The organism is Acidovorax sp. Root267 (assembly GCF_001429215.1).
GTDB classification, from domain to species: domain Bacteria; phylum Pseudomonadota; class Gammaproteobacteria; order Burkholderiales; family Burkholderiaceae_C; genus Acidovorax; species Acidovorax radicis.
Genome location: NZ_LMJC01000034.1, coordinates 1 through 26,338 on the forward strand (window position 1 = coordinate 1; position 26,338 = coordinate 26,338).

A 26,338-nucleotide genomic window follows, 5' to 3' on the forward strand; every position below is an offset into this window, starting at 1 on the left:
CGATCGAGCAGCAGGCGGCGGTTGGGCAGGCCCGTCAAGGCGTCAAAGAAGGCCAGGCGTTCGATCTCTTGTTCTGCTCGCTTTCGGTCCGTGATGTCCATGGTGAAACCGTGGGACACCACCGAGCCATCGGGCTCGCGGTGGGGTATCGCATTGGTCATGTGCCAGCGCACGCTGCCGTCCGGCATGCGCACGCGGTACTCGCACTGCCAGGGCACCAGCTTGCGCACCGAGGTGATCGCAGAGCGCTGCACCTGCGGCAGGTCTTCGGGCAGCACGCGGTGCATGAGCACGCCATGGTCGGCGGTCACCTGGCTGGGCTCCACCCCCATGAAGTCGCGCACCGCATCGCTGATGTACTGCACGCTGGTGCCACCGTCCGCATGCAGGCGGTACTCGTAGATGAAGCCCGGAATGCGGCTGGCAATGCGCTGGATGAACAACAGCTGCTCGCGCAGCTGTTCTGCGGCGCGGTGCTCGTCCGTCACGTCCTGCACCACCCCCATCACCACCTGCACGCCGTCGCGCGGCAGCGTGCGCTGCACGCGGGACCGCATCCAGCGCACTTCGCCATCGGGGCGGCGCCAGCGGTACTCCACATCCAGTCCGGCACCTGGCACGCGGGGCGTGTCAAATACATGGCGGTCCTCGGGCAGGATGCCACTCACAGCGCGCTCAGGGTCCACCCATTCCTGCTGCTCAAAGCCCGCGATATCGCACAGGCCCGGGGACCACAGCAGCACCGTCTCACCGGGGTCTTCGATGCGGCGCCAGTGGCCAGTGCGTGCCAGGCTCTCCATGGTATTGAAGACCTCGGTCTGCTCGCGCAGTTCGCGGCGCACCTCTTCCAGGGCACGTTCGGACGCTGCCAGCGCGGCACGCAAGGTCTCGGCCTCGGTGGCATCGCGCACGGTGACCACAATACAGTCCGTGGTCACGCGGCGGGCTGACAGGTCCCAGGCCAGCAGCAGCCGACCCGGCTCGCGCACCACCTGGCGGCATTCGAGCGGCGCGCCCACGCGGGCCACACCCTGCAACTGGTCCATGAGGGGGGTGCCCGCCAGCAGGTCGAACACCTCGCAGGCGTCAGCGCCCGGGTTGCGCACCGCGCCCAGGCCGGGCATGCGCCGTGCGGCAGCGTTGGCGGCCAGCAGCAGCAGACGGCCGTGCTGCAACCGAAATTCCATCAAGGCCACCGGAACGGCGTCGACCAGCGCTTGCAGACGCGCCTGCGCCATCGGCTCTATGTGGCCCTCGCCGATGGGGGCCAGGAGATCGGTCAACAGTTCGGACGAGATCACGGTCGCTCTGAAACCTTTGAAGCCTGCGGTGGGTATGAATCCCGCCTGGGCAAGGCGGGGCCGACGGTCACAGTCAATGCGCCAGCATACAGGCAAGAGTATGTCAAAACGTAACAGTCATTGAAAACCTGTGGCATTTATCCGAGGGAAAACCCGAGACCCCCGGTACAGCACGTCGATGACCATGCGCACCTCTTGCACCGGGCTCCGACACCTGCCGCGCGCAGTGAAACCGGCCGGGGGCGAACTGCTACAGTCCACGCCTCATTTCCCGGCCCCCCAGCATGTCCGACACGCTTGAGCACCACACCCCCATGATGCAGCAGTACCTGGCCCTCAAGGCCGGGTATCCCGAGACGCTCCTGTTCTACCGCATGGGTGACTTCTACGAGGTCTTCTGGCAGGACGCAGAAAAAGCGTCGCGTCTGCTCGACATCACGCTCACCCAGCGCGGCCAGTCGGGCGGCCAGCCCGTGCTGATGGCGGGGGTGCCGTTCCATGCGCTGGAGAACTACCTGGCCCGCCTGATCAAGATGGGCGAGTCGGTGGCCATTGCCGAGCAAGTGGGCGAGGTCGGCGCGGCCAAGGGGCCGGTGGAGCGCAAGGTGGTGCGCGTGGTCACGCCCGGCACGCTGACCGATACCGAGCTGCTGTCCGACAAGTCCGAATCGCTGCTGATGGCCGTGCACCAGGCGCCCCGCGCGCGCTGCGGTTTGGCGTGGCTCAGCGTGACGCAGGGCCGCGTGTTCCTGGCCGAATGCGCGCACGACGAACTCGGCGCCTGGCTGGCCCGCGTGGCGCCCAGCGAGCTGATCTACAGCGCGGGCGTGACCGAACGCTTCGAGCAACAACTGCAGGTGCTGCGCCAGGGTGGCGCCTTCACCTGCCCCATGAGCCCCCGGCCCGACTGGCAGTTCGACAGTGCCTTGGGCGAGCGCAAGCTGCTTGAAAATCTGGGCGCCGCAAGCCTGCAGGCCTGGGGTGCGCAAGACCTGGGCGAGGCCCACGCCGCCGCCGCCGGGCTGCTGACCTATGCCGAGCACACGCAGGGCCGCACCCTCACCCATGTGCACAGCGTGCAGGTGCAGCGCAACGACGACCTCATTGACCTGCCCGCCACTACTCGGCGCAACCTGGAACTCGTCAAGACCCTGCGCGGCGACGATGCGCCCACGCTGTTTTCGCTGCTCGACACCTGCATGACCGGCATGGGTAGCCGCCTGCTCAAGACCTGGCTGCTGGAGCCGCGCCGCGACCGCGCCGAGGCGCGCCAGCGCCTGTCGGCCACCACCGCGCTGCGCGGTGCGGGCGGCGCCGGTGGCGGCAGCGGCCCCTGGGCCTTGCTGCGCGGCGAACTCAAAGGGGTGAGCGATGTGGAGCGCATCACCGCCCGCATCGCCCTGCGCCAGGTGCGCCCGCGCGAGTTGGTGGGACTGGGCAAAACGCTACAAAAAGCAGAGCTTCTAGCGCTTAATGGACAAGCGCTGGAGCCCTATTTGATTCAAATTTTTAGCCATCTGCAGCCGCCCGAGGGCTGCACCGGCCTGCTGCAGGCCGCCATCGCCGAAGAGCCCGCCGCCCTGGTGCGCGACGGCGGCGTGATCGCCAACGGCTTCGACACCGAGCTGGACGAGTTGCGCGCCATCCAGACCAACTGCGATGCCTTTCTGCTGGATCTGGAAACCCGCGAGAAGGCGCGCACCGGCATCCCCAACCTGCGCGTGCAGTTCAACAAGGTGCACGGCTTCTATATTGAAGTGACCGGCAGCCACCTCGACCGCGTACCCGACGACTACCGCCGCCGCCAGACGCTGAAAAACGCTGAGCGCTTCATCACACCCGAGCTGAAAACCTTCGAGGACAAGGCCCTGTCGGCCAACGAGCGTGCCCTGGCCCGCGAGAAATGGCTGTACGAGCAGATCCTCGACCAGCTCCAGCCCCACGTGCCCGCCCTCACCCGCCTGGCCCAGGCGCTGGCCACGCTGGATGTGCTGTGTGCGCTGGCCGAACGCTCACTCACCCTCAACTGGTGCGCGCCGCAGTTCGTGCCCGAGCCCTGCATCGAGATCGAAGGCGGCCGCCACCCGGTGGTCGAAGCCCGCCTGGCCGAGACATCCAGCGGCAGCTTCATCGCCAACCATACGCGGCTCAACGCCAACACGCGCATGCAGGTCATCACCGGCCCCAACATGGGCGGTAAATCGACCTACATGCGGCAGGTGGCGCTCATCGTGCTGCTGGCCAGCATGGGCAGCCATGTGCCCGCCGCCAGCTGCCGCCTGGGGCCCATTGACGCCATCCACACCCGCATCGGCGCGGCCGACGACCTGGCCAACGCGCAGTCCACTTTCATGCTGGAGATGACCGAGGCTGCGCAAATATTGCACGCCGCTACGCCCCACAGCCTGGTGCTGATGGACGAGATCGGCCGGGGCACCAGCACGTTTGACGGCCTGGCCCTGGCCAGCGGCATTGCCACGCACCTGCACGACAAGACGCGTGCCTTCACGCTGTTTGCCACGCACTATTTCGAGCTGACGGACCTGCCCGCCAAGGCGCGCCACGCCATCAACATGCATGTGAGCGCTACCGAGAGCGGCACAGACATCGTGTTCCTGCACGAGATCCAGCCCGGCCCGGCCAGCCGCAGCTACGGTATCCAGGTGGCCAAGCTGGCGGGCATGCCCTCGCCCGTGCTGCACCACGCAAGGCATGCGCTGGCGGCGCTGGAAGAGCGGGCGGGTGAAGATGAATTGCAGGTGGACCTGTTCGCCGCGCCCGAGGTGCCTGAGAGCGCGGGCGCCAGCCCGCTGGAAGCTGCGCTGGCAGGCATCAACCCCGATGCGCTGAGCCCGCGCGAGGCGCTGGATGCGCTCTACCAGCTCAAGAAGATGGCGGGCTGACGCAGCAACACAAACCCCACCGCTGGCGGGCGAAGGACGACCACCGTCCCGCGCCGCAGCCGACCTGTCCGGCTCAAAGGTCCTGCGCCACCGGCGCCAGCTGCCCCAGCATGAAGGTGATGAACGGCGGCACACATTGCAGGTGCCCTGCCACCGGTTGTGCGCGGCACTCGGTCAGGCTGACCAGGTCGCCCGCACCGCGGTCCCGCATGGCGCGCACGGTGCTGACCGAGCTGGCGTAGGGCACGGTGCGGTCATCGCGGCCGTGGTACAGGCGTACAGGCACGTTGGGTTTCCAGTCGTAGACGTTGCTGGCACTGGCGAGGGCCAACACGTCGTCGGCCAGAAAGTAGTCGATGAAGCGCGTGTCATAGGCCACGTCGGCATCGCCCGGGATCAGCGCGCGCAGCAGCAGGCGGCGCACCTCACGTTGCACACTGCTGCCCAGATGGCGCAAGAAACCGGGGTTGATGAGTGCGCCGATCACCGGCTGTTCTTGCCGCACCAGGTCCACCAGGCCATCCATGGTGGTCTGCACGTTGTAGGGCCCCGCGCCCGCCACCACCATGCGCAGCTGCTGCAGATGGGGCGATCCGCCCGCCTGCAGCGCGCGGTGCGTGGCCATGGTGACGTAGCCGCCTTCCGAGTAGCCAGTCAGAAAGAGCTGGCCGTTGTCCGCCACGTTGGCCTGGCCGCGCCAGGTGCGGGCGGCGGTCAGAAAATCCGCTGTGGCGGCGGCCGAGGGCGCCGCCAGCAGATAGGGGTGGGGTGTGCCCTTGGAGGCCCCAAAACCCACGTAGTCGGGCGCCAGCACGATATAGCCCAGTGACGCGAGCACCACCGACACCTCGGACGCCACCGCGTTGTTGCTGGGCGCCTCGGAGTCGCGGAAGATGGTGCCGTGCTGGTAACTGAGCACCGGGCTCTTGGCGCCGGCTGGCTTCTGTGGAACGCTGACCAGCCCCGAGGCGCGCACCTCCTTGCCGTCGGCATCGGCAGTGAGGTATTCGATCCGGTAGGAGGTGACGTTGTAGCGCGGCACCACATCCTGGGCCAGCGACTCCTTCGCGGCCAGGGCTGCGGCGATGCCAGCGGCCGGCACCGTGCCAAGCAAGGCGGCGGATTCGAGCTGGCCGGAACGCACCGGTGCGGGGGGTGGTGCCGGAGGGTTGCCGCCATCGCCAGGGTCTTCTGCGCCGCCCCCGCCGCAGGCCGCCAGCAATACAACCACGGCCAGCGCGCAGGCGCGGCGGGTTGCAGACAAGATCAGTGGGTTCAACACGGCAAGGCCCCTCCAGGTGAAGCGACGGATGATAGAAGCGGCGGACATCCGCTGCCTGGCCCGGGAGGAATAGCCCTTTGGCCCCGGCGATGGACGTCGCCTTGCCCGCCGCTGCGGCCCAGGACAGCCGCGAACGGCCGGGATCAAATATTTTTGATAAAAATGGCTTCTAGCGCTTATCTGAAAATCATTTATTGCTATCAATTTTGATTATCCGCTATTGAACACTGGATGGCCGTCCCGCACTACCTCCCGCGGGGGTGTTCCCACGCCGGACTAAACTCGCGGGTTTCCCTCTTCCAACGACCCCACTCCGCTCATGACGTATTGCGTCGCCATCAAACTCAACGCCGGGCTGGTTTTCCTGTCCGATTCGCGCACCAATGCCGGCCTGGACCAGATCAGCTCTTTCCGCAAGATGATGGTCTATGAGAAGGCGGGCGACCGCTTCATGGTGCTGCTGTCGGCAGGCAACCTGTCCATTTCACAGTCGGTGCGCGAGATCCTGCAGACCGAGCAGCTCAAGGACGGTGATTCGGGCGAGACGATCTCGATCTGGAACGCCAAGAGCATGTTCGACGCAGCCCGCGTGCTCGGTGCTGCGGTGCGCCATGTGCACGAACGCGACGGCGCGGCACTCAAACGCTCGGGCGTGGACTTCAATGTGTCCATGGTGTTCGGCGGCCAGATCAAGGGCGAGGGCATGCGCCTGTTCCAGGTGTATTCGGCTGGCAACTTCATCGAAGCGACCTCCGAGACGCCTTACTTCCAGGTGGGCGAATCCAAATACGGCAAGCCCGTGCTCGACCGGGTGCTCACACCCGAAACCCCGCTGGACGAAGCGGCCAAGTGCGCACTGGTGTCCATGGACAGCACGCTCAAGTCCAACCTGTCGGTGGGCCTGCCGCTGGACCTGGTGGTGTACGAGGCCGACAGTTTCTCAACCTCGAAAGTGGTCTGCATCGATGAGAACAACCCCTACTTCCGCATGTTGCACGACAGCTGGGGCCAGAAGCTGCGCCAGGTGTTCGACAGCATCGAAGACCCGGCCTGGGGCGGGGGCGCAACCACCGTACCCATCATGGTGAACCCGGCCCGCAGCAAGCCGCTCAAGAAGATCACCAACCACACTGACAAGCTGATCTGATTCCTCTGACGGCGGGGTTCGCTCTGCCGCCTTACCTGCAACCTGGTCCCCCGCCGGCCCCCCCATGCTCCCCATTGTTTTCTCGCACGCCAACAGCTTCCCGGCCAGCACGTACCGCGTGCTTTTCAAGCACCTCAAGGCCCGGGGGTTCGAGGTCAGCGCGGTGGAACGCTACGGACACGACCCCAAATACCCGGTGTCGAACAACTGGCCGCATCTGGTGCAGCAGCTGGCGGACTTCGCCACACCCCAGGTGGAGCGCCTGGGCCAGCCCGTATTCCTGGTGGGGCATTCGCTGGGCGGCTTTCTGAGCGTGATGGCCGCAGCCCGCCACCCCCACCTTGTGCGCGGTGTGCTGTTGATTGACTCGCCCCTGCTGGGCGGCTGGAAGGCCAACGCGGTCGATGTGGCCAAGCGCACCCAGGTCGTGGGCTCCATCTCGCCGGGCAAGGTGAGCCGGCAACGGCGCTTCAGCTGGGCCAGCAACGAAGAGGCGCTGGAACACTTCCGCAAGAAGAAGGCTTTTGCGCACTGGGACCCCGAAGTGCTGGGCGACTACATCACCCACGGCCTGGTAGACCACGACGGCAAGCGTGTGCTGGGGTTTGACCGCGCGGTGGAAACCGCCATCTACAACACGCTGCCCCACAACCTCGGGCGGCTGCTCAGCGCCCACCCGCTGCAGTGCCCCGCCGCCTTCATCGGCGGGCGCGATTCGGACGAGATGCGGCAGGTGGGCATGGCCATGACGCTGCGCATCACCGAGGGACGCACCATGATGCTGGACGGCAGCCACCTGTTTCCCATGGAGCAACCCGTGGCCACGGCGGCGGCCATCGAGGCGGCGCTGCTAAACCTGGCGGCCACAACCTGCCGCCGGTAGTCCTTTCTGCCATTTCACGGGCGCTTCGCGGGGCGCCAGAATGGGGTGAAGGGGCAAACAGAGGGAGAAAATGTGCGCTGTCGGCTGTTTCTCAGGGCAAATAGGCAGGAGCAATCTCGCCACAATCCCCTACACTGAGTGTTTGTAACAACATGTAGGTGCCTTATGCCCCCCAATTCACTGACCTTCCGGCTGCCAGTGCTGATTTCTGGGATAGCGTCGGCTTGCCTGATCTACAGCTCGATTGGCCTTGGTAAAACCGTCACTCTCGCTATTCGGTCCCGATCATGACTTTGCCCGCAGCTTCGTCGGTTCTACCGGAAACACCCGCCTACGATCCAGCAGCGATGCGTTATCAAGCTGATCCGCTGGCAGATGCAACCATCGCGGCAATCGTGGGCAGTTGGGAGTTGCCTGCCGGTGAAGCCAGTCTACAAACGCTGCTCGCGCTGAACGCCGACCGCATGCGCCATCTGCAGACCACGACGATGCTGTTGAATACCTGGACCAGCAACGCAGCGCTTGTGGATTGGACACCACCGGACGGCACGTCGCCGCACATCGTTGAGGCACTTCGCGGCTACCTTGACGCTGGGCGCGGATTGCCAGAGTGGAGCGATGCGGCAAAAATCACGCGTGGCGAAAACGTCTTTACTGAGCACGGCCCACTGTCGGTCATGTCGCTGTTTTGCGCGAGCTTGCCGGACTGCTACATTCAGCCGAAAGCCGCCGCCGTGTTGCAGATTTCCGGGCAGCTCACGACCAATGCCGACTACCGCATCCGCTCAACGGCGGCGATGGTGTTCCCGGTCATGCTGCGCGGTGGGCTAACGACACCTGAAGGACTGGGCGTTGCGCAAACACTCAAAGTGCGCCTCATCCACGCCACCATCCGCAACCTGATGCTGCATGGCGCGCCGCAAGAAATGGTCAATGCGGTGGTGCAGCCCATCGCCACCCCGGCCGCAGAGGCAAGCCAGCAATCCATGCATGGCGCATTTCTGGCGAACGGCTGGAACGTCTCGCGTGACGGACTGCCGAACAATCAGGAGCAGCTTGTGTTTACGCTCCTAACGTTTCACTTTGTCTTCCTGCGGGCCATGCGCACACTCGGCATCGGGCTGTGTGCGGAGGATGAGGAAGCCTATCTGCATTGCTGGAATGTAGTCGGCTGCCTACTGGGGATCGAGCCAAAGTGGATGCCATCTACCTACGCCGATGCCGAACGCTTGTTTCTCGACATCCAGACGCAATGCCTCGCTGACAACGTGTATCCGGGGGGCACCGACGCGCGCCCGGCGCTGGGCGGTGCGCTCATGGATTACATGAGCGATTCGATCCCGTTCAAACTGCTCAAACCCTTTCCCGCGTTGTTTACGCGCTACCTGTGCGGCGGCGTTGTCGCCGACGCGCTAGGCATCTCCAACAGGCTGCCGCTGGTTTCGCGCATCCTGTTCGCTGTGTTGATGTCCGTCAGCCGATTGATCGATTCGGTTGTTCGCCTTGTCGTTCCGCAGTTTTCGCTAAGTCGCATGTTCTCGCGGGTCGTCGGGTATCACCTGTTGACCAGTTTCCTGATGGATCAAACCCGTCCGCTGAAACTTCCAACGCAGCTGCTCACCCAGATGCATGCAACCGTCGGCACTTGGGACGACGACGCAAAGGCACCACGCTGGCTCAACCGCTTGGAAGATCGATTGACTGTACGCGGTCGGTGGGGCCGTCATGGCAGTTGACCGCATGTGGCTCGGGCGATGGCTGGCGTGGGTGCTCATTGCCGTGACGCAATGGGTCACTTCAACCTGGGCGGCCGAGGCGACCACCCCGGCCTCGCGACTTTTGCTTCAGCCCACAACACCGGTCAGCGAGGCCTGGCCCTTTGTGACGGTGCTATCGGAAAAGCAAACGCCCCTGACTTTGGCCGGTGCTCAGGCGGCAATCTCTGAATTCGAGCGTCCGCAAACAAGCTACGCCACGCTCGGTGTGCAGGCGCAGCCAACCTGGCTGCACGTTCCGTTCCGCGTGGGAGCAGTCAGCGGAGTGGCCTCCCAGCAATGGGTGATGAACATTGACTACCCCCCGCTCAACCGCATTGATGCCTACATCACCCAAGATGGGCACACCCTGCAGAAGGCAGAACTCGGCAGCCTGCGTACGTTCGCTTCCCGGCCCCTGTTCAGCCGTTCGCACGCGATGCCGCTGGATCTCGCCGCTGGCGACTACGACCTGATGCTGCGCGTCGAATCGCGCGGTGCGAGCATTCTGCCCATCGAATTCATGCAACCCAGCGCATTCCATCGCGCCAGCGTTGCCGAGCAGATGTTGCGTGGCATTCAAGTCGGGTTCTTCCTCTGCATGCTGATGTACAGCTTCGCGCAATGGGTGGGAACGCGGGAGTCACTATTCCTCAAATACGCGCTTCTGGTCACCGGATCGTTCCTGTTTGCCCTGCTCCTCTCTGGCGTCGGTGCGCAATGGGTCTGGCGCGACGTATTCTGGTTCGAAAGCCATATGGCAGGCATCGGCTCGCTGGTGGCAGTGGCAGGCACCTTCCTGTTTCTTGGGGACGTACTGCGCAAGCCACATATCGGCGCTGCCGGTGAACCTGCAGACCGTTTCCCGCGCCTCATGAACAGTGGAGCAGCGCTGTGCGGCGTGCTGCTTGTCATTTATTGCCTTGACGCATTCAATACACGACTGCTAACCGCCATGATCGTGCTGCTCGGACCGCTGCCGCTGCTGCTGAGCCTGCCGCGCTTCATGTCCAAAGTCACCAAGGGCGACGCGATTGGGCTCTACCTGTTGCTTGCATTCGCCTTCTATATCACCACCGTGGTGGTCACGACCACAACCATCCGCGGCAAGCTTCCCGCAAATGTGTGGACACTGCACTCGCTGACGTTCGGCGAGATGTGCCACATACTCGCCTTCACTTTGGTGCTGATCGTGCGTGCGACCGAACTGCGCAAAGCCAGCGAAAACGCACGGACCGAGCACGAGGTGATGCGTTCCATGGCGTACGCGGACGCTCTGACCGGACTGCCCAATCGCCGCAGTCTGACTGATGCCATGTCGCTGGCGCTGGTGAGTGCCTCACCGCACCACATGCTGGCTGTGTATCTGATTGATCTTGACGAATTCAAGGAGGTCAACGATACCCGCGGACATGAGGTTGGCGACCAGTTGCTGATTGAGGTGGCAAACCGCCTGCGCGCTGGTACGCGCAGCGGTGACGTCGTGGCGCGACTGGGAGGCGACGAATTTGTAATGATTGCCGGCGGCCTGCGCGATCCGGCACAGGCAAGGCAAATAGGAGAATATTTGCTCTCGCTATTCGAGACTCCGGTCCGCGTCGCAGGCGAGGAAATGCGAATCGGGCTCACCATAGGCTATGCCATCGCGCCAGAGGCTAGTCACGAAACAGCCACACTGTTACGAATGGCCGATGGTGCGTTGTATCAAGGCAAGCAGAGAGGCAAGGGACGATTGCAGCAGGCATGAGCGCGTCACGCCCGTGGCGGCCATGTGTCCTTAAAACGTTTCACGCAGTACAAATCAACGATATACAGCTGTGTTAAAGGTCACGCAGCGCTGCTGCCCTCCGGGAAATACGCGGGTGAATTGGTGCTCACCCCATTGCGCTGATCGCCCCGCATTGCCCAGCTCGTATCGCCTCGCGCCCCCACCGACATCGCCACTGCGGTGTGCTGCTCCGAACTCGCCCATCGCGAGGGGCGGAGTGACAGCGATGGCGCAGATGCCGGAGCCCACATACAGATCCAGGGCAGCGGATGCGAATACCGGAGCTAACCTGGTGATGATCGGCACAGCGAAGAGCCTGAAAGCCGTGGCCGTCCATGTACTGGGTCACAACAAAGACACAATGCCGGCGTCAGGACGTCAGAAGCATCTGGAAATGCTTGCGTTCAAGGACGTTCTGACCAGCAACTCGGCGTTTCGGACAGGACCAGCAGGCGCCGGTTGCGCGAGTCGATGGCAGGATCGTCGACTTCTTCAGTTTCTTTGCGAATGGCGAGGCGATGCAGCAATGTCACGGCGGCCTGGACTACGACGATTCACACGACGTGAAAGCCTATGCCAAGCTGATCAATGCCGCCATCGCGGCATGGAATCCATCCATGGTTTCAAGCGACTGACGATGGTGCACTCCACAACGAGACAAGCGCCGCGCCGGCTCGCATCTGATGCCGGTGATGATCCGCAGCAGCTGATCCGCCTCGCCAACACGGCCATGTACGCTGGCAAACAAAGCGGCAAGCATTCCATTCTTCGCAACCAGGGCGACCTGGCACTGTCGTCATGATGCAGGCGCACACCCAATGCCCCTGGCGGGTTCTGCCCCTGTTGCAGCGCCGGGCTCCAGGCTTGTTCCGTGGCCTGGGCTGGTGCCTGCCATGGCTGCTGTTGGTCATGGCGTTGACGCTTGCAGGCCCAACAGGTGCAACAGCGGCAACCCCACTGGAACTGCGCGACGACAGGCCTTCCATGGAGGCATGGCCCGCTGTGTCGGTGCTGGCCGATCCCTCGGGCACCCTGCTGGTGGAGGACATCCTGGCGTCGCTCTCGCGCTTCGAACCACCGCCGGGGACCAGCGGCACGCTGGGCGTGCGCACCGAGCCCGTGTGGTTGCACATCCCCGTGATGGTGTCGCCCAGCTCCAGCGGAGCCTGGGTGCTGGACATCGACTACCCGGTACTCCAGCGCATTGAGATATACCTCACCATCGACGGCCATGTGACCCAGCAGGCCACACTGGGCAGCCTGCAGCCCTACACCCAGCGCCCCCTGCGCAGCCGCTCTCACGCACTGGCGCTGAACATGCTGCCGGGGCACGCCTACGACGTGCTGCTGCGCGTTGAAACCCGGGGCGCCATGGTGCTTCCCATCACCCTGAGCAAACCCACCGAATGGCACAGCAAGGCCCTTAACGAGCAAATGCTGCAAGGCATCCTGACCGGCCTGGCGCTGTGCCTGATCATCTACAGCCTGGCGCAATGGCTCAATCTGCGGGACGTGCTGTTTATCCAGTATGCGCTGCTCATCACCGGCAGCCTTCTGTTTTCACTGCACCTGTTCGGCCTGGGCGCGCAGTATCTGTGGCGCGACATGCCCTGGATGGAGGTGCATGCCGCCAGCCTTGCAGCACTGGCCGCCACCTGCGGCTCCTTCCTCTTCATCAGCCAGGCATTGGCGGGCGAGCGCCCAGAGAGCTGGCTGCGGCGCTGCATGCGCGGCGGCGCCGTGGTGTGCGTGGCACTCGCCGTTCTGTATGCGCTGGACGTGCTGAGCACCCGTGCGGTCACCGGGATCGTCAGCATTCTGGGGCTGGTGCCGGCGCTCATGGGGATTCCAGGCTCTGTGCGCCGCGCCCGCAGGGGAGACCCCGTCGGCACGACCCTGCTGCTGGCCTGGTTGCTGTATTTCCTGGCCACCGCCACCGTCATCGGCGTGATCAGGGGGTGGGTGCCAGTCAACTTCTGGACCTTGCATTCCTTCCAGTTTGGGGCAACCCTCGACATGCTGCTCTTCATGCGTGTGCTGGGACTGCGCACCAAGGCCCTGCGCATGGCAGCCGTGGACGCCAACCGCGAACGCGACGCCATGCGATCCCTGGCACACACCGACCCCTTGACCGGCCTGCCCAACCGGCGCGGCCTGAACATCGCACTGGCCTCGGCCCTGCCTCGGTGCGGGCCCGACAAACTTCTGGCCGTGTATGTGATGGACCTCGATGGTTTCAAACCCGTGAACGACCAGCATGGCCATGACGTGGGCGATGAGCTGCTGGTCGCGGTGACCCGGCGCCTGCAGGGCCATGTCCGCCAGAGCGACGTGGTGGCGCGCCTGGGAGGCGATGAATTCGTGGTGATGACGGGCCATCTGGGCAGTGCACAGCAAGCCCAGGAACTGGGCCACAAACTGCTGGACGCCTTTCGCACGCCCTTCACGCTGGGGGATGTACAGGTGGAAGTGGGCTTGACCATCGGCTACGCGATCGCCCCGGACGACAGCAACGACGCCCAGGGCCTGCTGAAGCTGGCGGATGCAGCGATGTACAGCGGCAAGCAAGGCGGCAAATTCTGCCTTCGGCGCAATACGGGCGACCTGGCGCTGTCTTCGGCTTGAACACACAACGGATGCTCAGTGTCTGAGCAACAAGGGCCATTCCGAACTGGTCAAACGGCCGAGCTTCCGTTAAACACGGGACTTCGCGTTCTCACCAAGGATTGTTCACCATGGCCCATCGCAAAAGCCCCGCCCGCATTGCCAAAGACACCCGCATTGCACATTTCCAGTCGCTGGCAGCCAGCCAGGCCACAAAGAATGCGCTCGGTGCAACCCTGACCTGGGATGCCGTGGCGGCACTGGAGGCCAAGCTGGTGGGCCGCATCGTGTTGCCGTCCAGCCCCGACTACAACGCTGCGCGGCAAGAATCCAACCCCGCGTTTCAGGCCTATCCCGAAATCATCGTGTACTGCGCGTGCGAGCACGACGTGCTCGAATGCCTCGCCGTGGCCCGCGCCTACCAGGTATGGGTGGCCGTGCGCTGCGGTGGGCACAGCACGGCGGGCTACTCTGTCAACAGTGGCATGGTGGTGGATCTGAGCGATATGAGTGGTGTGGTGTTGGACCCACCCAGCGCCCGCGTGCACGTGCTGCCAGGCACCGACTTCGACCATTTCAACGGTGCCATGAACCATACCGGTTGGCATGTGCCCACGGGAGCGTGTGGCAGCGTGTGCGTGGGAGGCTTCGTGCAAGGTGGCGGCTACGGCTACACGTCGCGGGCCTTCGGCATCCAGAGCGATGTGGTGGAGTCGTTCCGGGTGGCGCTTGCCAATGGCACCATCGTCACCGCCAGTGCCCAAGAGAACCCGGGCCTCTACTGGGCCATGCGGGGTGGCACGGGGGGCAATTTCGGCGTCCTGCTTCAGGTTACCTACCGCATGCACCGGCTTGACCAGGTGTGGGCCTGGGCCATCAGCTGGGATGCCGCGCATGCGGCTGAGGTTCTCACGACGATGCAAGCCCATTACATGAAAACCGGCGCACCCGATGCCCTGGGCTACATGATGAATCTGGGCTACCAGAACAGCACACCGGTTTACATGGTGCAAGGCATGTTCTGCGGCACACGCGATGAGGGCATGAAGGCCATTGCGCGGCTGATGGCGATACCAAGCGCACAGCTGCTGGTGGACAAGACGGGCACCTACCCCGACATGAACATCTGGCTGGAAGACCACCCCTACACCTTGCCAGACAACCTGCCGGACGGCGTGGCGGAAACCAAGGCCTGCGGCTACATCAGCACACCGCTGTCAACGTCGGACTGGCAACGCATCATCGATTACTTCAAGACCTCGCCAAACCCATGGTCACTGGCTTATCTGGAGCCCTATGGTGGCGCAATCAACCGCTATCCCGTGGCAGACAGCGCGTTCATCCACCGCCATGTGGATGCGGATCTGGTGGTGGACGTGTTCTGGACCAATGCCACCGAGCGAGCCCAGATGGAGGCCTGGCTCGATGGATTCATGAACCTGGTCAAGCCCTTCCTGAACGGGCACGTGTACCAGAACTACCCCGACGCAGGACTGCAGGACTTTGCCCAGGCCTACTGGGGCCCCGCGTACCCGCAGCTGCAACAGATCAAGGCCCAGTACGATCCCGAGAATTTTTTCCACTTTCAGCAGAGCATCCGCCTGCCCACGAAGTAGAAACAGGGCTGCAGAAACCGGGCGACAGGGGCCAGGAGCCCTTGAGCTCAAGAACCCGTGATTTCAGCGTAGTGGAGCCGGCCCTTGCCCGCGCGCTTGGCGGAGTACATCGCCTGGTCGGCGCGGTTCATCAGAGCATCAATGTCACCCTCCAGCGGGGGATGTACCGCGACACCGATGCTCGCGCCGACAAACAAATCACGCCCCTCCACGGCCATGGGCTGGTGCAGGGCTTCGATGATGCGGTGGCCGATGGTGTCCGTCACATCGCGGGTGACATCCCGGTCCAGCATGACCAGGAATTCGTCGCCCCCCAGCCGCGCCATGGTGTCACCCGTACGCACGGTGCTGGCAATGCGTTGGGCAACAATGCGCAGCACCTCGTCCCCTGCGCGGTGGCCTTCGGCGTCATTCACGCCCTTGAACCCATCCAGGTCGATGAACAGCAATGCAACAGACCCGGCATTGCGCCGAGCCTGGGTCAAAGACTGTTCCAGGCGGTTCTGAAAAGCCGCGCGATTGAACAGTCCCGTCAGCGAATCGTGGTTGGCCAGGTAGTGCTGATGGCGCGCAATCTGGATCTTGGCCGATACATCCTGGACCAGCGCCATGATCGATGTGACCTGCCCCTGCGCATCGGTCAGCGCGGAGTTGAACCACTCGCAATGCACCTCGCTCCCGTCGTCCCGCACAAAGCAGGTATCCGCACGATTCTGGGACTCCTGCCCGGACTGCAAGCGCTGCAAAGCACTTTGAAGCCCTTCGTCCTGGGATGATAGGTTCACAAGTTCGGTCAGCAACCGCCCCTCCAGCCCCGCGACATGCAGCCAGCCCATGAGCTGCACGGCCCGCTGCGAACAGTGCAGGAGCCTGAGGTTGTGGTCCATCTCCAGCACCGCAAGCGGGCTGTTTTCCATGTGCGAGGACAGCCGCTGGTTGGCGGCGCGCAGTGCATTCATGGTGACCTGCAACTCGTGGACGTCGAGCGCCGTGGTCAGGAAACCATCCACAAGCCCATGCCGGTTGTGCCAAGGGGTCAGGCAGATGGTGCGCCATTCATCAATGCCATAGGGGGTGCGCAAAAGGCGCTGGTACTGCACCCGTTCGCCCTGCAGAACACGCTCGACAAAGGGCATGAAACGGGCGCAATCGCTCTCGCCATACACATCGACAAGAGATTTCCCAATCAGCTGCTGGGGCACCGTGCCGAACCACCGGGCGTATTCATCGTTGACATAGATCATGGTCAGACTGCGGTCGACCACGGCCATGGTTGCACCGGCGCTGCGTGTGATCAGATCCAGCAAATCCGCCTTGGACCAGGAATCCTTGGCGGCGGCGTTGGGGGGCTGCGACAACTCAGGCTCGTCTTGCATCATGCGGCGAAAGCCCCGGCGGGGAAATGATCATCAACAGAGGAGGCAATCCAACGCCGCCCTCCTTGGCGGTGGCCGCTTCGCATTGCCTTGCTACAGGTAACAGGGTGTCAACGCCAGCTTATCACTTTCGGCCAAAACCGTTGCCCACGCAAGCCGCAGGCGCCCACCGCAGAACGGCTCTAGCGGCAGCAGCGGTACGCCAGACCCACGGACACGGAATACCCGGTGGGTTCCACCGTGAGCGGGCTGCGGCGTGCATCACCCTTCAGTTGCGATACACGCGCCGCCCCCAGCGCCACCCAGTGGCGATTGATGGCGGACATAACCTCCACGCCGGCGTCCACGCTGTAGAGGCCCGCGCCCGGATCAAATGCCGGCAAAGCACCTGCACCGCCGCCAGGCACACCAAAATGGCCCCGGAGGTAGGTGTGATCCGCGAAGCTGGCACCGATCCCGAAGACCACCTTGGTTTGCTCCGTCACCGGCCATGTATAGCCTACGCTGGTGGACAGCTGCGCGCCGCCGTCTCGCCCCAGAATGTCTTGCGAGAGGCCCGCCCCCACCGACCAGCGTGGTGTCAATGCATAGCCTGCACTCACCCTCGCGCGCAGTGTGGACCGGACAGATGGCAGTCCCACCAGGATCGGGGCATCCGAGCCGTCCCGGCCTTTGTCGATGCGCAGCGATGCGCTCAGGTGGAATTGATCTCCCTGCGCCAATGTCGCACTGGCACCCGATTCGCGCGGGCCCAGCCCATGCCCCATGAAGGCACTGCCACGCGATGTACTCAGCCTGAAGCGTCCGTATTCAACAGCCCATGCAGGCCGCAGGCTGTTCTTGCGCCCGTCACCGCCCGCATAGTCCGGGCTGGAGCCAACAATGGCGCCCAGCGCATAGTTGAACAGGGGCTTGGGCGGCGCTTCGGGAGCAGGCACATCCTGAGCATACGCCAAGGGCCCAGCACAAAGGCCCGCAAATATAGTGGCGCATGAAACGAGAGAAACCAGCGGTGCAGGACGGCTCATCCGTGAATTATCAATCCGCCCAATGCACCCATCCAGTCCATGCGGTCACCAAAACAACGATGCCAAACACGATGCGGTAGTACGCAAACGGTACAAAGCTGTGGGTACTGATGTAGCGCAACAACCAGCGCACACACAGCCAGGCACTCAGGAAGGAAAAGACCAGCCCGGTGACGAACATGGGCAGATCGGCCGCTGAAAGCAGCGCGCGTTCCTTGTACAGGCTGTACACCCCGGCGCCAATGAGCGTGGGAATGGCCAGAAAGAACGAAAAGTCGGTGGCAGCCTTGCGCGACAAACCCAGCAGCATGCCGCCGATGATGGTGGAGCCGCTGCGGCTCGTGCCCGGCACCATGGCAAGACACTGCACCAGGCCCACCTTGAGGGCGTCCAGCGGCGTCATGTCATCCACCGACTGGATGCGGGTGGCGGCAGGCGATCGGCGCTCTGCCCACAAAATGATGAAGCCACCAATGATGAAAGTGCTGGCCACCACCACAGGGGTGAACAGATGGGCCTTGATGGCCTTGCCAAACAGCAGGCCCAGCACCACGGCAGGCAAAAAACCGATGACCACATTGAGCACAAGCCGCTGCGCCTGCCGCTGCGTGGGCAAGGCCACCAGCGTGGCGTGGATCTTCTGCCAGTACACCAGGATCACCGCAAAGATCGCACCGGTCTGGATGGCGATGTCAAACACCTTGGCCTTGGCATCATCAAACCCCAGCAGGGAGCCCGCCAGGATCAGGTGCCCCGTGGAGGAAATGGGCAGGAACTCGGTCAGGCCTTCGACCACGCCCATGATGGCGGCCTTGACCAGCAATACAACGTCCACGCACACTCCTTGAGATAAATTTGAATCAAATAAGGCTCTACCGCTTATCCATCAAGCGCTAGCAGCTATCAAAACAGGAGTATATGCCCAACAACCTGGCGCGGCCTTCAGGCAGGGGGTTGCCATGGTGACTGCCACCCGCCACCCAGCGCCTGCACCAGCGTCACCACCGCCAGCTGGCGGTTGACCTGCAGCTGCAGCAGCGCGCGTTGGGCGGACAGTGCAGACACTTGCGCTGTCACGACCTCGGTGTAGCTCACCTGCCCTTCGCGGTAGCGGTTGAGCAGTTGCTGCGCCGTGCGTTCGGCGGCCGACACGGCCTCGCGCCGCAAAGGCTCCTGTTCTCGCAGCGTGCGCAGCACGGTGAGCTGGTCTTCCACGCTCTGGAAGGCCGTCAGTACCGTCTGCCGGTAGACGGCCACACGGGCGTCGCGTGCAGCCTGCGCCTCATCCACGCGGGCAGCCGTGGCACCGGCATCAAACAAGGTCTGTGCAATGGAAAGCCCCAGCGACCACACGGTGCCCGACGCTTTGAAAAGATCCGCCACGCTGCTGCCACCGCTGCCGAGTGTGGCGCCCAGGCTCAGGCTGGGAAAATACGCCGCGCGCTGGATGCCGATCTGCGCATTGGCGGCGGCCACAGCCCGCTCCGCCGACGCGATGTCGGGGCGGCGCTGCAGCAAGGTCGACGGGACGCCTGACGGTACCTCGGGCACTTCGGCCACCCACGGTGCGCGGGGCAGTGCAAAGTCAGCGGGAGCCCGCCCCGTCAGCACCGCCAGGGCATGCTCGAACCTCGACCGGTTCTGGCGCACGGTGGCCAGGTCGGCCCGGGCGTTGGCCAGCTGGGTCTGAGCCTGCAGCACATCGGTCTGCGCCACCACTCCGGCTGCGTAGCGGTTTTTTGCGATCTGCAGGCTGCGCTCGTAACCCTCCACCGTGGCCTCCAGCAGCCCGATTTCAGCATCGGCCTCGCGCAGCTGGAAATAGGCCGATGCCAGGCTGCCCACAGCGGACAGGCGGGCCGACGCAAGGTCAGCCTCGCTGGCCTGTGCACTCGCCTGGGCATTGTTGACGCCGCTTTCGAGCCGCCCCCACAGGTCCGGGGCCCAGTCCACCCCCAACGAGGCTTGCGTGGTGGTGCCGGATCGGGTGGCCCCCTCGCCGCCCGAGCGCGTGGCTCCGCCCGACAGGCTGACGGAAGGCAGCAGCCCGGCGCGCTGCTGCCGCACCACGGCCTGCGCCTGGGCATAGGCGGCCACTGCCGCAGCGATGTTCTGGTTGGAAAGCTGCACCTGCTCTGCCAGTCGGTTCAGCTCGGCGTCGCCGAACAGCGCCCACCAGGGTCCACGGTCCAGCGCATCGGCTGGCACGGCAGGCGCCCAGGTGGCGCCCGCCTCCTTGAACGCCGCAGGCACCAGCATTTCGGGGCTCTGATAGGGCGGTGTGACAGAGCAGGCCGAAAGCAGCGTCAGCGCAAGCCCCAGGCTGGCCAGCCGGGCGGCATGTGCGCCCGAGGTAAGTGGGATGAAGGGAAAATTCATGGTGCGCAATCAGACAGCGGCACCGGGGGCTCCGGCACGGCTCAGTTGTTGTTCATTGGGTGCGGGCTTGCGCAGCTTGTCGAGCAGCACATAAACCACCGGTGTTGTCAGCAAGGTGAGCAACTGGCTGGCAATCAAGCCACCGATGATCGCCACCCCCAGGGGCTGGCGCAGTTCAGAGCCCTGGCCAAAACCGACGGCCAGCGGCAAGGCGCCCAGCGCCGCCGCCATGGTGGTCATGAGGATGGGCCGAAACCGCAACAGGCAGGCCTCGCGCACAGCTTCCAGGGCCGTGAGCCCGCGCGCGCGCTCGGCGTCCAGGGCGAAGTCGATGATCATGATGGCGTTCTTCTTCACGATACCGATCAGCAGAAACACCCCGATGAGCGCAATGATGGTGAACTGCATGTTGAACAGCAGCAGCGCCAGCACCGCACCCACGCCTGCGGATGGCAGCGTGGTGAGCACCGTGATCGGGTGGATGAGGCTTTCATACAGGACGCCCAGCACGATGTAGATCACCACGATGGCCGTGATGATCAAGAACGCTTGCTGCCCCTGCGACTGCTGGGCACTGAGCGCCGTGCCCTGAAAACTGCCTCGCACGTTGGTGGGCATGGCAATGTCAGCCTCGGCCTGCCCAATGACCTGGCGCGCCTGCGCAAGCGAGGTCCCCGGGTCGATGTTGAACGAGATGGTGGTGGCCAGTTCGCCATCCTGATGGCTGATGGAGGTGGGAGACGCCCGCTCCACCACGCGCGCCACTGCGCTGAGCGGCACCATGGTGGACGGCGTGGTGCTGATGACGTTGCCCGTGGACGCGCCGCGCTGGCCGGGGTTGGCCGCCGTACCCGTGGCGCCGCTGGGGTTCGCCGCCACGTAAATGTCCTTGAGGGCGGGCGGCCCCCGCGTATATTCAGGCCCCCATTCCATGATGACGGCGTACTGGTTGAGTTCACCATAGATCGTGGCCACCGAGCGCTGGCCAAACGCGTTGTACAGCGCGTTGTCGATGGCCGATGCGCTCACGCCCAGGCGCGACGCACTCGCGCGGTCCACCTCCACATAGGTCTCCACGCCGTTCTCGGCCTGGTCGGTGTCCACGTCCTTGAGCAAGGGCTCGTCCTTGATCCGATCGGCCAGCTTGCCCGCCCACTGCTTGAGGTCCGCCATGTTGTCGCTCTTGAGCGTGTACTGGTAGGTGGAGTTGCTGGACCGGCCGCCCATGCGAAGGTCCTGCACGGGGTTCAGGAACACCCTGAGGCCAGTGATCTGGTTGAGCTGTGGCCGCAGACGGGCGATGACGGCAGGCGTACTGTCGGTACGCTGCTTGAGCGGCTTCAAGTTGACGAACATGAAGCCGCCACCCGCCCGGCTGCCGCCCGAGAAGCCCACCACCGTATCCACAGCCGGGTCCTTGCGGATGATCTCCACCGCCTCGCGCAACTTGCGCGCCAGGGCATCGGACGAGATGCTCTGGTCGGCCCGCAGGCCGGCATTGAGCTGCCCATTGTCCTGCTCGGGAAAGTACCCCTTGGGGATCTTGGCGAACAGGTACACGTTGAGCCCGATCACCGCCAGCAGGATGAGCACCACAAGACCCTTGCTGGCCAGGGCCCAGTCCAGGCTGTGTTCGTACCCACGCAGCACGCCCTGGTAGCCCCGCTCTGCCCAGCGTGCCAGGCGCGATGGGGGCTTGTCGCTGGCCGGGTCGTGCGCCCGCAGCAGCCACGCGCACATCATGGGCGTGGTCGTGAGCGAGATCACCAGCGAGATCATCACCGCCGCCGACAGCGTGACCGCGAACTCGCGGAACAGCCGGCCCACCTGCCCGTCCATGAACAGCAGCGGGATGAACACCGCTACCAGCGACAGGCTGATGGACAACACGGTGAAGCCCACCTCACGCGCACCTTGCAGCGCTGCCTCCATGCGGTCCATCCCGGCCTCGATGTGCCGCATGGTGTTCTCCAGCACCACGATGGCGTCATCCACCACAAAACCTGTGGCCACGGTCAGTGCCATCAGGCTCAGGTTGTTCAGGCTGAAACCCAGGAAGTACATCACCCCGAAGGTGCCCAGCAACGACACCACTGTGGCCACAGCCGGGATCACCGTGGCGCGCGCCTTGCGCAAGAAGAGGCCTACCACCAGCACCACGAGGGCAATGGACACCATGAGTGTCAGCTCGATCTCATGCAGGGACGAACGAATAGAGTTGGTGCTGTCGGACGCCACGGCCACCTGGATGTCCTGCGGTAGCTGGGCCTGCAAATCGGGCAACAGGGCACGCACGGCATCCACGGTCTCGATGATGTTGGCCCCCGGCTGGCGCGTGACCAGCACGATGATGGCGGGGTCGCCATTGAACAGACCCACCGTGCGGCGGTTTTCCACACCGTCCACCACGCGCGCCACATCCCCCAGCCGCACGGCGGCGTTGTTGCGCCAGGCAATCACGAGCGACTCGTACTCTGCCGCTTTGCGCGCTGGGGATGGCGTGTAGATCTGCAACCGGCGGCCATCCCCTTCGATGGCGCCCTTGGGCCGGTTGGCGTTGGAGGCCTGGATGGCTGCGCGCACATCTTCGGTGCTGATGCCATAGCGATTGAGCGCGAAGGGCAGCAACTCAACGCGCACGGCGGGCAGCGACCCGCCCCCGATCTCCACCTCGCCCACACCGTCCACCTGTGAAAGGCGCTGGCTCACCACATTGGAGACGGCGTCGTAGATCTCGCCTGGCGTGCGCGTCTTGGAGGTGAGTGCCAGGATGATGACCGGGGACGCCGCCGAGTTGCGTTTGCGGTAGGTGGGGTTGCTGCGCAGTGTGGCGGGCAGATCGGCCCGCGCCGCGTTGATGGCGGCCTGCACCTCGCGCGCTGCCGCGTCGATGTTGCGGTTCAGGTCAAACTGCAGGCTCACACGGGCCGATCCGTTGGAGCTGGTCGAGGTCATTTCGTTGACCCCGGCAATCACCCCCAACCGCCGCTCCAGAGGCGTGGCCACGCTGGTGGCCATGGTTTCGGGACTCGCCCCCGCGAGGCTTGCCGAGACCGAAATGGCCGGATAGTCCACCTGCGGCAAAGGCGATACAGGCAGCACAAAAAAAGCGGCGATTCCAGCCAAGGCCAGGCCAATGGTCAGCAGCACGGTGGCTACGGGCCGCTCCACAAAGGGGCGCGACAGGTTCATGGAGCCTCTCCGGCCTGAACCGGCGCCGCCGCCGTGCCCCGGCCTGACCATCGACGACCCAACCGGTCAAACGCCAGATAGATCACCGGGGTGGTGAACAGCGTGAGCATCTGGCTCAGGATCAGCCCCCCAAAAATGGCCAGCCCCAGGGGCCGGCGCAGCTCGGCCCCTTCACCCCAGCCCAGCATCAGCGGCAGCGCCGCAAACAGCGCCGCCAGCGTGGTCATGAGGATGGGGCGAAAGCGCAGCAATGCAGCCTGGTGGATGGCTTGCTGCGGCCCCATGCCCTGGTGGCGCTCCGCGTCGATGGCGAAGTCGATCATCATGATCGCGTTTTTCTTGACGATGCCGATCAGCAGGATGATCCCGATGATGCCGATCACCCCGAGATCATTGCCCGACACCATGAGCGCCAGCAGGGCCCCCACCCCGGCGGAAGGCAGGGTGGAGAGGATCGTGACCGGGTGGATGTAGCTCTCGTACAGCACGCCGAGCACGATGTACACGCACACCATCGCCGCCAGGATGAGCCACAGCTGGCTGGACAGCGATTTTTCGTAAGCCCCGGCAGCCCCCAGAAACTCCATCGACAGGCCCTGTGGCATGCCGATCTCCTTGGCGGCAGCGCGGATGGCGTCCACCGCGCTGCCCAAAGATACGCCCTCGGCCTTGTCAAACCCCAGCGTCGCCGCCGGGTACTGGGCCACGCGCGTGACCTGCAGCGGTGCCAGTTGCTCGCGGATGGTGGCCACGGCCGCCAGGGGCGTGGGTGTGCCAGAGCCCGTGCGCAACTGCAAGGTGCCCAGGGCCTCTGGCGTGTTCATGCCTTCCTGCTGCGCCTCCAGAATCACCCGGTACTGGTTGGTCTCGGTAAAGATGGTGGACACGATGCGCTGGCCAAAAGCGCTGTAGAGCGTGTCGTCCACCGAGCTGGCCGTGATCGACAGGCGCGATGCCGTGTTGCGGTCAATGTCCACGAAGGCCGAAAGCCCTTGCGCACCCGCGTCGGTCGTGGCGTTGCGCACCTTGGGCTCGCTCTGCAGCCGCAGGGCGAGTTTGCGGGTCCAGCCATTGACCTGCTCAGCGTCCACTCCGCCAATCGACACGCGGTACTCGGTGGGCCCGGTTTCCGCATCGATGGTCAGATCCTGCGTGGGCTGCAGGTACAGCGTGACACCCGCCACAGACCGCACATGCTCACGCAGCCGCTGCATGATGGCTTCCTGCGCATCCCGCTGCGGCTTCAAGTTGATCAGCATGCGCCCGGCGTTGAGCATGGTGTTGTTGGCCGCATCGACACCCACAAACGAGCTGAGCGACAACACATCCGGGTCCTGCAGGATGGCACGCACGGCCGCTTGCTGCAGTTCGGTCATGCGGGCATATGAGACATCTTGCGATGCCTCGATGCGCGCCTGAAGTTGCCCGGTGTCCTGCGTGGGGAACAAGCCCTTGGGAATCACCACATACAGCAGTGCCGTGAGTGCCAGCGTCATCACAGCCACGACCATGGTTGCGCCCTGGTGGCGCAGCACCCATTGCAGCCAGCGGTCGTAGCCCCCGATCACCCGCTCGAACCCCCGGTTGATGCGCCCTGCGACGCCCTGCGGGCCTCCCACGGGCTCCGGGCGCAGCCAGCGCGCCGCCATCATGGGCACGAGCGTGAGCGACACCACGCCGGAGATCAGGATGGTGATGGCCAGCGTGACCGCAAACTCGCGAAAGAGCCGGCCCACCACATCACTCATGAAGAGCAGCGGGATGAGCACCGCGATCAGCGACACGGTCAGCGAGATGATGGTGAAACCGATCTGCGTGGCCCCCTTGAGCGCCGCCTGGAACGGCGACTCCCCCTCCTCCAGGTAGCGTGCAATGTTCTCGATCATCACGATGGCATCGTCCACCACGAAGCCTGTGGCAATCGTCAGCGCCATCAGGCTCAGGTTGTTGAGGCTGTAGCCCAGCAGGTACATCACGCCACAGGTGCCGATGAGCGAAATGGGCACGGCCAGGCTGGCAATCACCGTGGCGCGCAGGCTGTGCAGAAAGAAGAAGATCACCAACACCACCATGAGCACGGCCAGAACCAGTTCCAGCTCCACATGGTGCACCGAGGCCCGGATGCCCGTGGTGCGGTCAGACAACACCTGCACCTTGAGCGACGCGGGCAGGCCCGCCTGCAGCTCGGGCAGCAGCTTCTTGATGTTGTCCACCGTGGCGATCACGTTGGCGCCCGGCTGGCGCTGCACGTTGAGGATGATCGCCGGAGTCTCGCCCGCCCAGGCGCCCAGGCGGTTGTTCTCGGCGCTGTCCACCACCCGCGCCACCTCCAGCATGCGCACCGGCGCACCGTTGCGCCACGACACGATGAGGTTCTTGTAGTCGTCCACCGTCAACAACTGGTCGTTGGCGTTGATGGTGTAAGAGCGCTGCGGGCCATCAAAGCTGCCCTTGGCACTGTTGGCATTGGCCGACGTGATGGCCGTGCGCAGGGTGTCGAGGCCAATACCGTACGACGCAAGCGCCTTGGTGTCGGCCTGGATGCGCACCGCAGGCCTCTGCCCGCCCGCCAGCGACACCAGCCCCACGCCTGATACTTGGCTGATCTTCTGCGCCAGGCGCGTGTTCACCAGGTTCTGCACCTCGGTGAGCGGCAACGTGTCAGAGCTGATGGCCAACGTCAGCACCGGTGCATCCGCCGGATTGACCTTGGCGTACACCGGTGGCGCGGGCAGGTCCGCTGGCAGCAGCGAGTTGCCGGCATTGATGGCGGCCTGCACCTCTTGCTCGGCCACATCCAGCGCCAGCCCCAAGCCAAACTGCAGCGTGATGATGGACACCCCCGAGGCGCTGGTGGAAGCCATGCGCTCCAGCCCCGGCATCTGGCCAAACTGCCGCTCCAGCGGAGCACTCACGGTGCGGCTCATCACCTCGGGGCTGGCCCCAGGGTACAAGGTCTGAACCTGGATGGTGGGATAGTCCACCTCGGGCAGTGCCGACAGCGGCAGGAAGCGGAAACCCAGCAACCCTGCCAGCACGATGGCAATCATCAGCAGCGCGGTGGCCACGGGCCTTTCAATGAACGGACGCGATGGGCTCATGCTG

The 26,338-nt window shown here is 64.4% G+C and carries 16 protein-coding genes; 8 read left to right on the forward strand and 8 right to left on the reverse strand.

Annotated features, from left to right (window positions below; all coding sequences use genetic code 11):
* Positions 1-1,301 (reverse strand): PAS domain-containing protein (locus ASE39_RS24580; RefSeq protein WP_242421562.1); only part of this gene is annotated, 1,301 nt, incomplete at its 3' end.
* Between the two features lie 284 nt (positions 1,302-1,585).
* On the opposite strand from ASE39_RS24580, the gene mutS reads away from it, so the two are divergent.
* Positions 1,586-4,204 carry a DNA mismatch repair protein MutS gene (gene mutS / locus ASE39_RS24585; protein WP_057272855.1) on the forward strand — a complete coding sequence of 873 codons (2,619 nt, stop codon included), beginning with the start codon at positions 1,586-1,588 and terminating at the stop codon, positions 4,202-4,204.
* Positions 4,205-4,277: 73 nt separating this feature from the next.
* Here the strand turns inward: mutS and ASE39_RS24590 are convergent, their stop codons facing one another.
* Complete coding sequence (locus ASE39_RS24590) at positions 4,278-5,486, reverse strand: prolyl oligopeptidase family serine peptidase (RefSeq protein ID WP_242421563.1); 1,209 nt, start codon at positions 5,484-5,486, stop codon at positions 4,278-4,280.
* Positions 5,487-5,805: 319 nt separating this feature from the next.
* Between ASE39_RS24590 and ASE39_RS24595 the strand changes: the two genes are divergently transcribed.
* The 7 genes from ASE39_RS24595 (at position 5,806) to ASE39_RS24620 (ending at position 15,258) form a co-directional block, all read left to right on the forward strand.
* Complete coding sequence (locus ASE39_RS24595; RefSeq protein WP_010459683.1) at positions 5,806-6,633, forward strand: proteasome-type protease; 828 nt, start codon at positions 5,806-5,808, stop codon at positions 6,631-6,633.
* 64 nt (positions 6,634-6,697) lie between these two features.
* Complete coding sequence (locus tag ASE39_RS24600; protein WP_057272856.1) at positions 6,698-7,516, forward strand: alpha/beta hydrolase; 819 nt, start codon at positions 6,698-6,700, stop codon at positions 7,514-7,516.
* A 287-nt stretch (positions 7,517-7,803) separates the two neighbouring features.
* Entirely contained in the window at positions 7,804-9,252 is a 1,449-nt protein-coding gene (locus ASE39_RS24605; RefSeq protein WP_057272857.1) for an oxygenase MpaB family protein, read from the forward strand.
* Positions 9,242-11,017 (forward strand): diguanylate cyclase, encoded by a 1,776-nt coding sequence (locus tag ASE39_RS24610; protein WP_057272858.1) that lies wholly within the window; start codon positions 9,242-9,244, stop codon positions 11,015-11,017. Before ASE39_RS24605 ends, ASE39_RS24610 begins: the two co-directional genes overlap by 11 nt.
* A 625-nt stretch (positions 11,018-11,642) precedes the next feature.
* A complete protein-coding gene (locus tag ASE39_RS26685) occupies positions 11,643-11,840 on the forward strand; it encodes a hypothetical protein (RefSeq protein WP_140426879.1) in 198 nt (65 codons plus the stop codon).
* Entirely contained in the window at positions 11,837-13,663 is a 1,827-nt protein-coding gene (locus tag ASE39_RS24615) for a diguanylate cyclase (RefSeq protein ID WP_082615569.1), read from the forward strand. Before ASE39_RS26685 ends, ASE39_RS24615 begins: the two co-directional genes overlap by 4 nt.
* Positions 13,664-13,773: 110 nt before the next feature.
* Positions 13,774-15,258, forward strand: a complete 1,485-nt coding sequence (locus ASE39_RS24620) for an FAD-binding oxidoreductase (protein WP_057272958.1) — start codon at positions 13,774-13,776, stop codon at positions 15,256-15,258.
* A gap of 47 nt (positions 15,259-15,305) precedes the next feature.
* Here ASE39_RS24620 and ASE39_RS24625 read toward each other — a convergent pair whose 3' ends face one another.
* The 6 genes from ASE39_RS24625 to ASE39_RS24650 all read right to left on the reverse strand — a co-directional run bounded on the left by ASE39_RS24625 (position 15,306) and on the right by ASE39_RS24650 (position 26,334).
* Positions 15,306-16,634: a diguanylate cyclase gene (locus ASE39_RS24625; protein WP_242421564.1), complete on the reverse strand. Its 1,329-nt coding sequence runs from the start codon at positions 16,632-16,634 to the stop codon at positions 15,306-15,308.
* Between the two features lie 182 nt (positions 16,635-16,816).
* Positions 16,817-17,572 carry a MipA/OmpV family protein gene (locus tag ASE39_RS24630; protein ID WP_242421565.1) on the reverse strand — a complete coding sequence of 252 codons (756 nt, stop codon included), beginning with the start codon at positions 17,570-17,572 and terminating at the stop codon, positions 16,817-16,819.
* 100 nt (positions 17,573-17,672) lie between these two features.
* Positions 17,673-18,497 (reverse strand): undecaprenyl-diphosphate phosphatase, encoded by an 825-nt coding sequence (locus tag ASE39_RS24635; RefSeq protein WP_057272860.1) that lies wholly within the window; start codon positions 18,495-18,497, stop codon positions 17,673-17,675.
* A 107-nt stretch (positions 18,498-18,604) separates the two neighbouring features.
* The gene (locus tag ASE39_RS24640) at positions 18,605-20,041 is read right to left on the reverse strand and encodes an efflux transporter outer membrane subunit (protein WP_140426880.1); all 1,437 of its coding nucleotides are present in this window, start codon (positions 20,039-20,041) and stop codon (positions 18,605-18,607) included.
* Between the two features lie 9 nt (positions 20,042-20,050).
* On the reverse strand, positions 20,051-23,233 hold the full coding sequence (locus tag ASE39_RS24645; RefSeq protein WP_057272861.1) for an efflux RND transporter permease subunit: 3,183 nt from the start codon (positions 23,231-23,233) through the stop codon (positions 20,051-20,053).
* A complete protein-coding gene (locus ASE39_RS24650; RefSeq protein ID WP_029413350.1) occupies positions 23,230-26,334 on the reverse strand; it encodes an efflux RND transporter permease subunit in 3,105 nt (1,034 codons plus the stop codon). Before ASE39_RS24650 ends, ASE39_RS24645 begins: the two co-directional genes overlap by 4 nt.
* Positions 26,335-26,338: the final 4 nt, after the last annotated feature.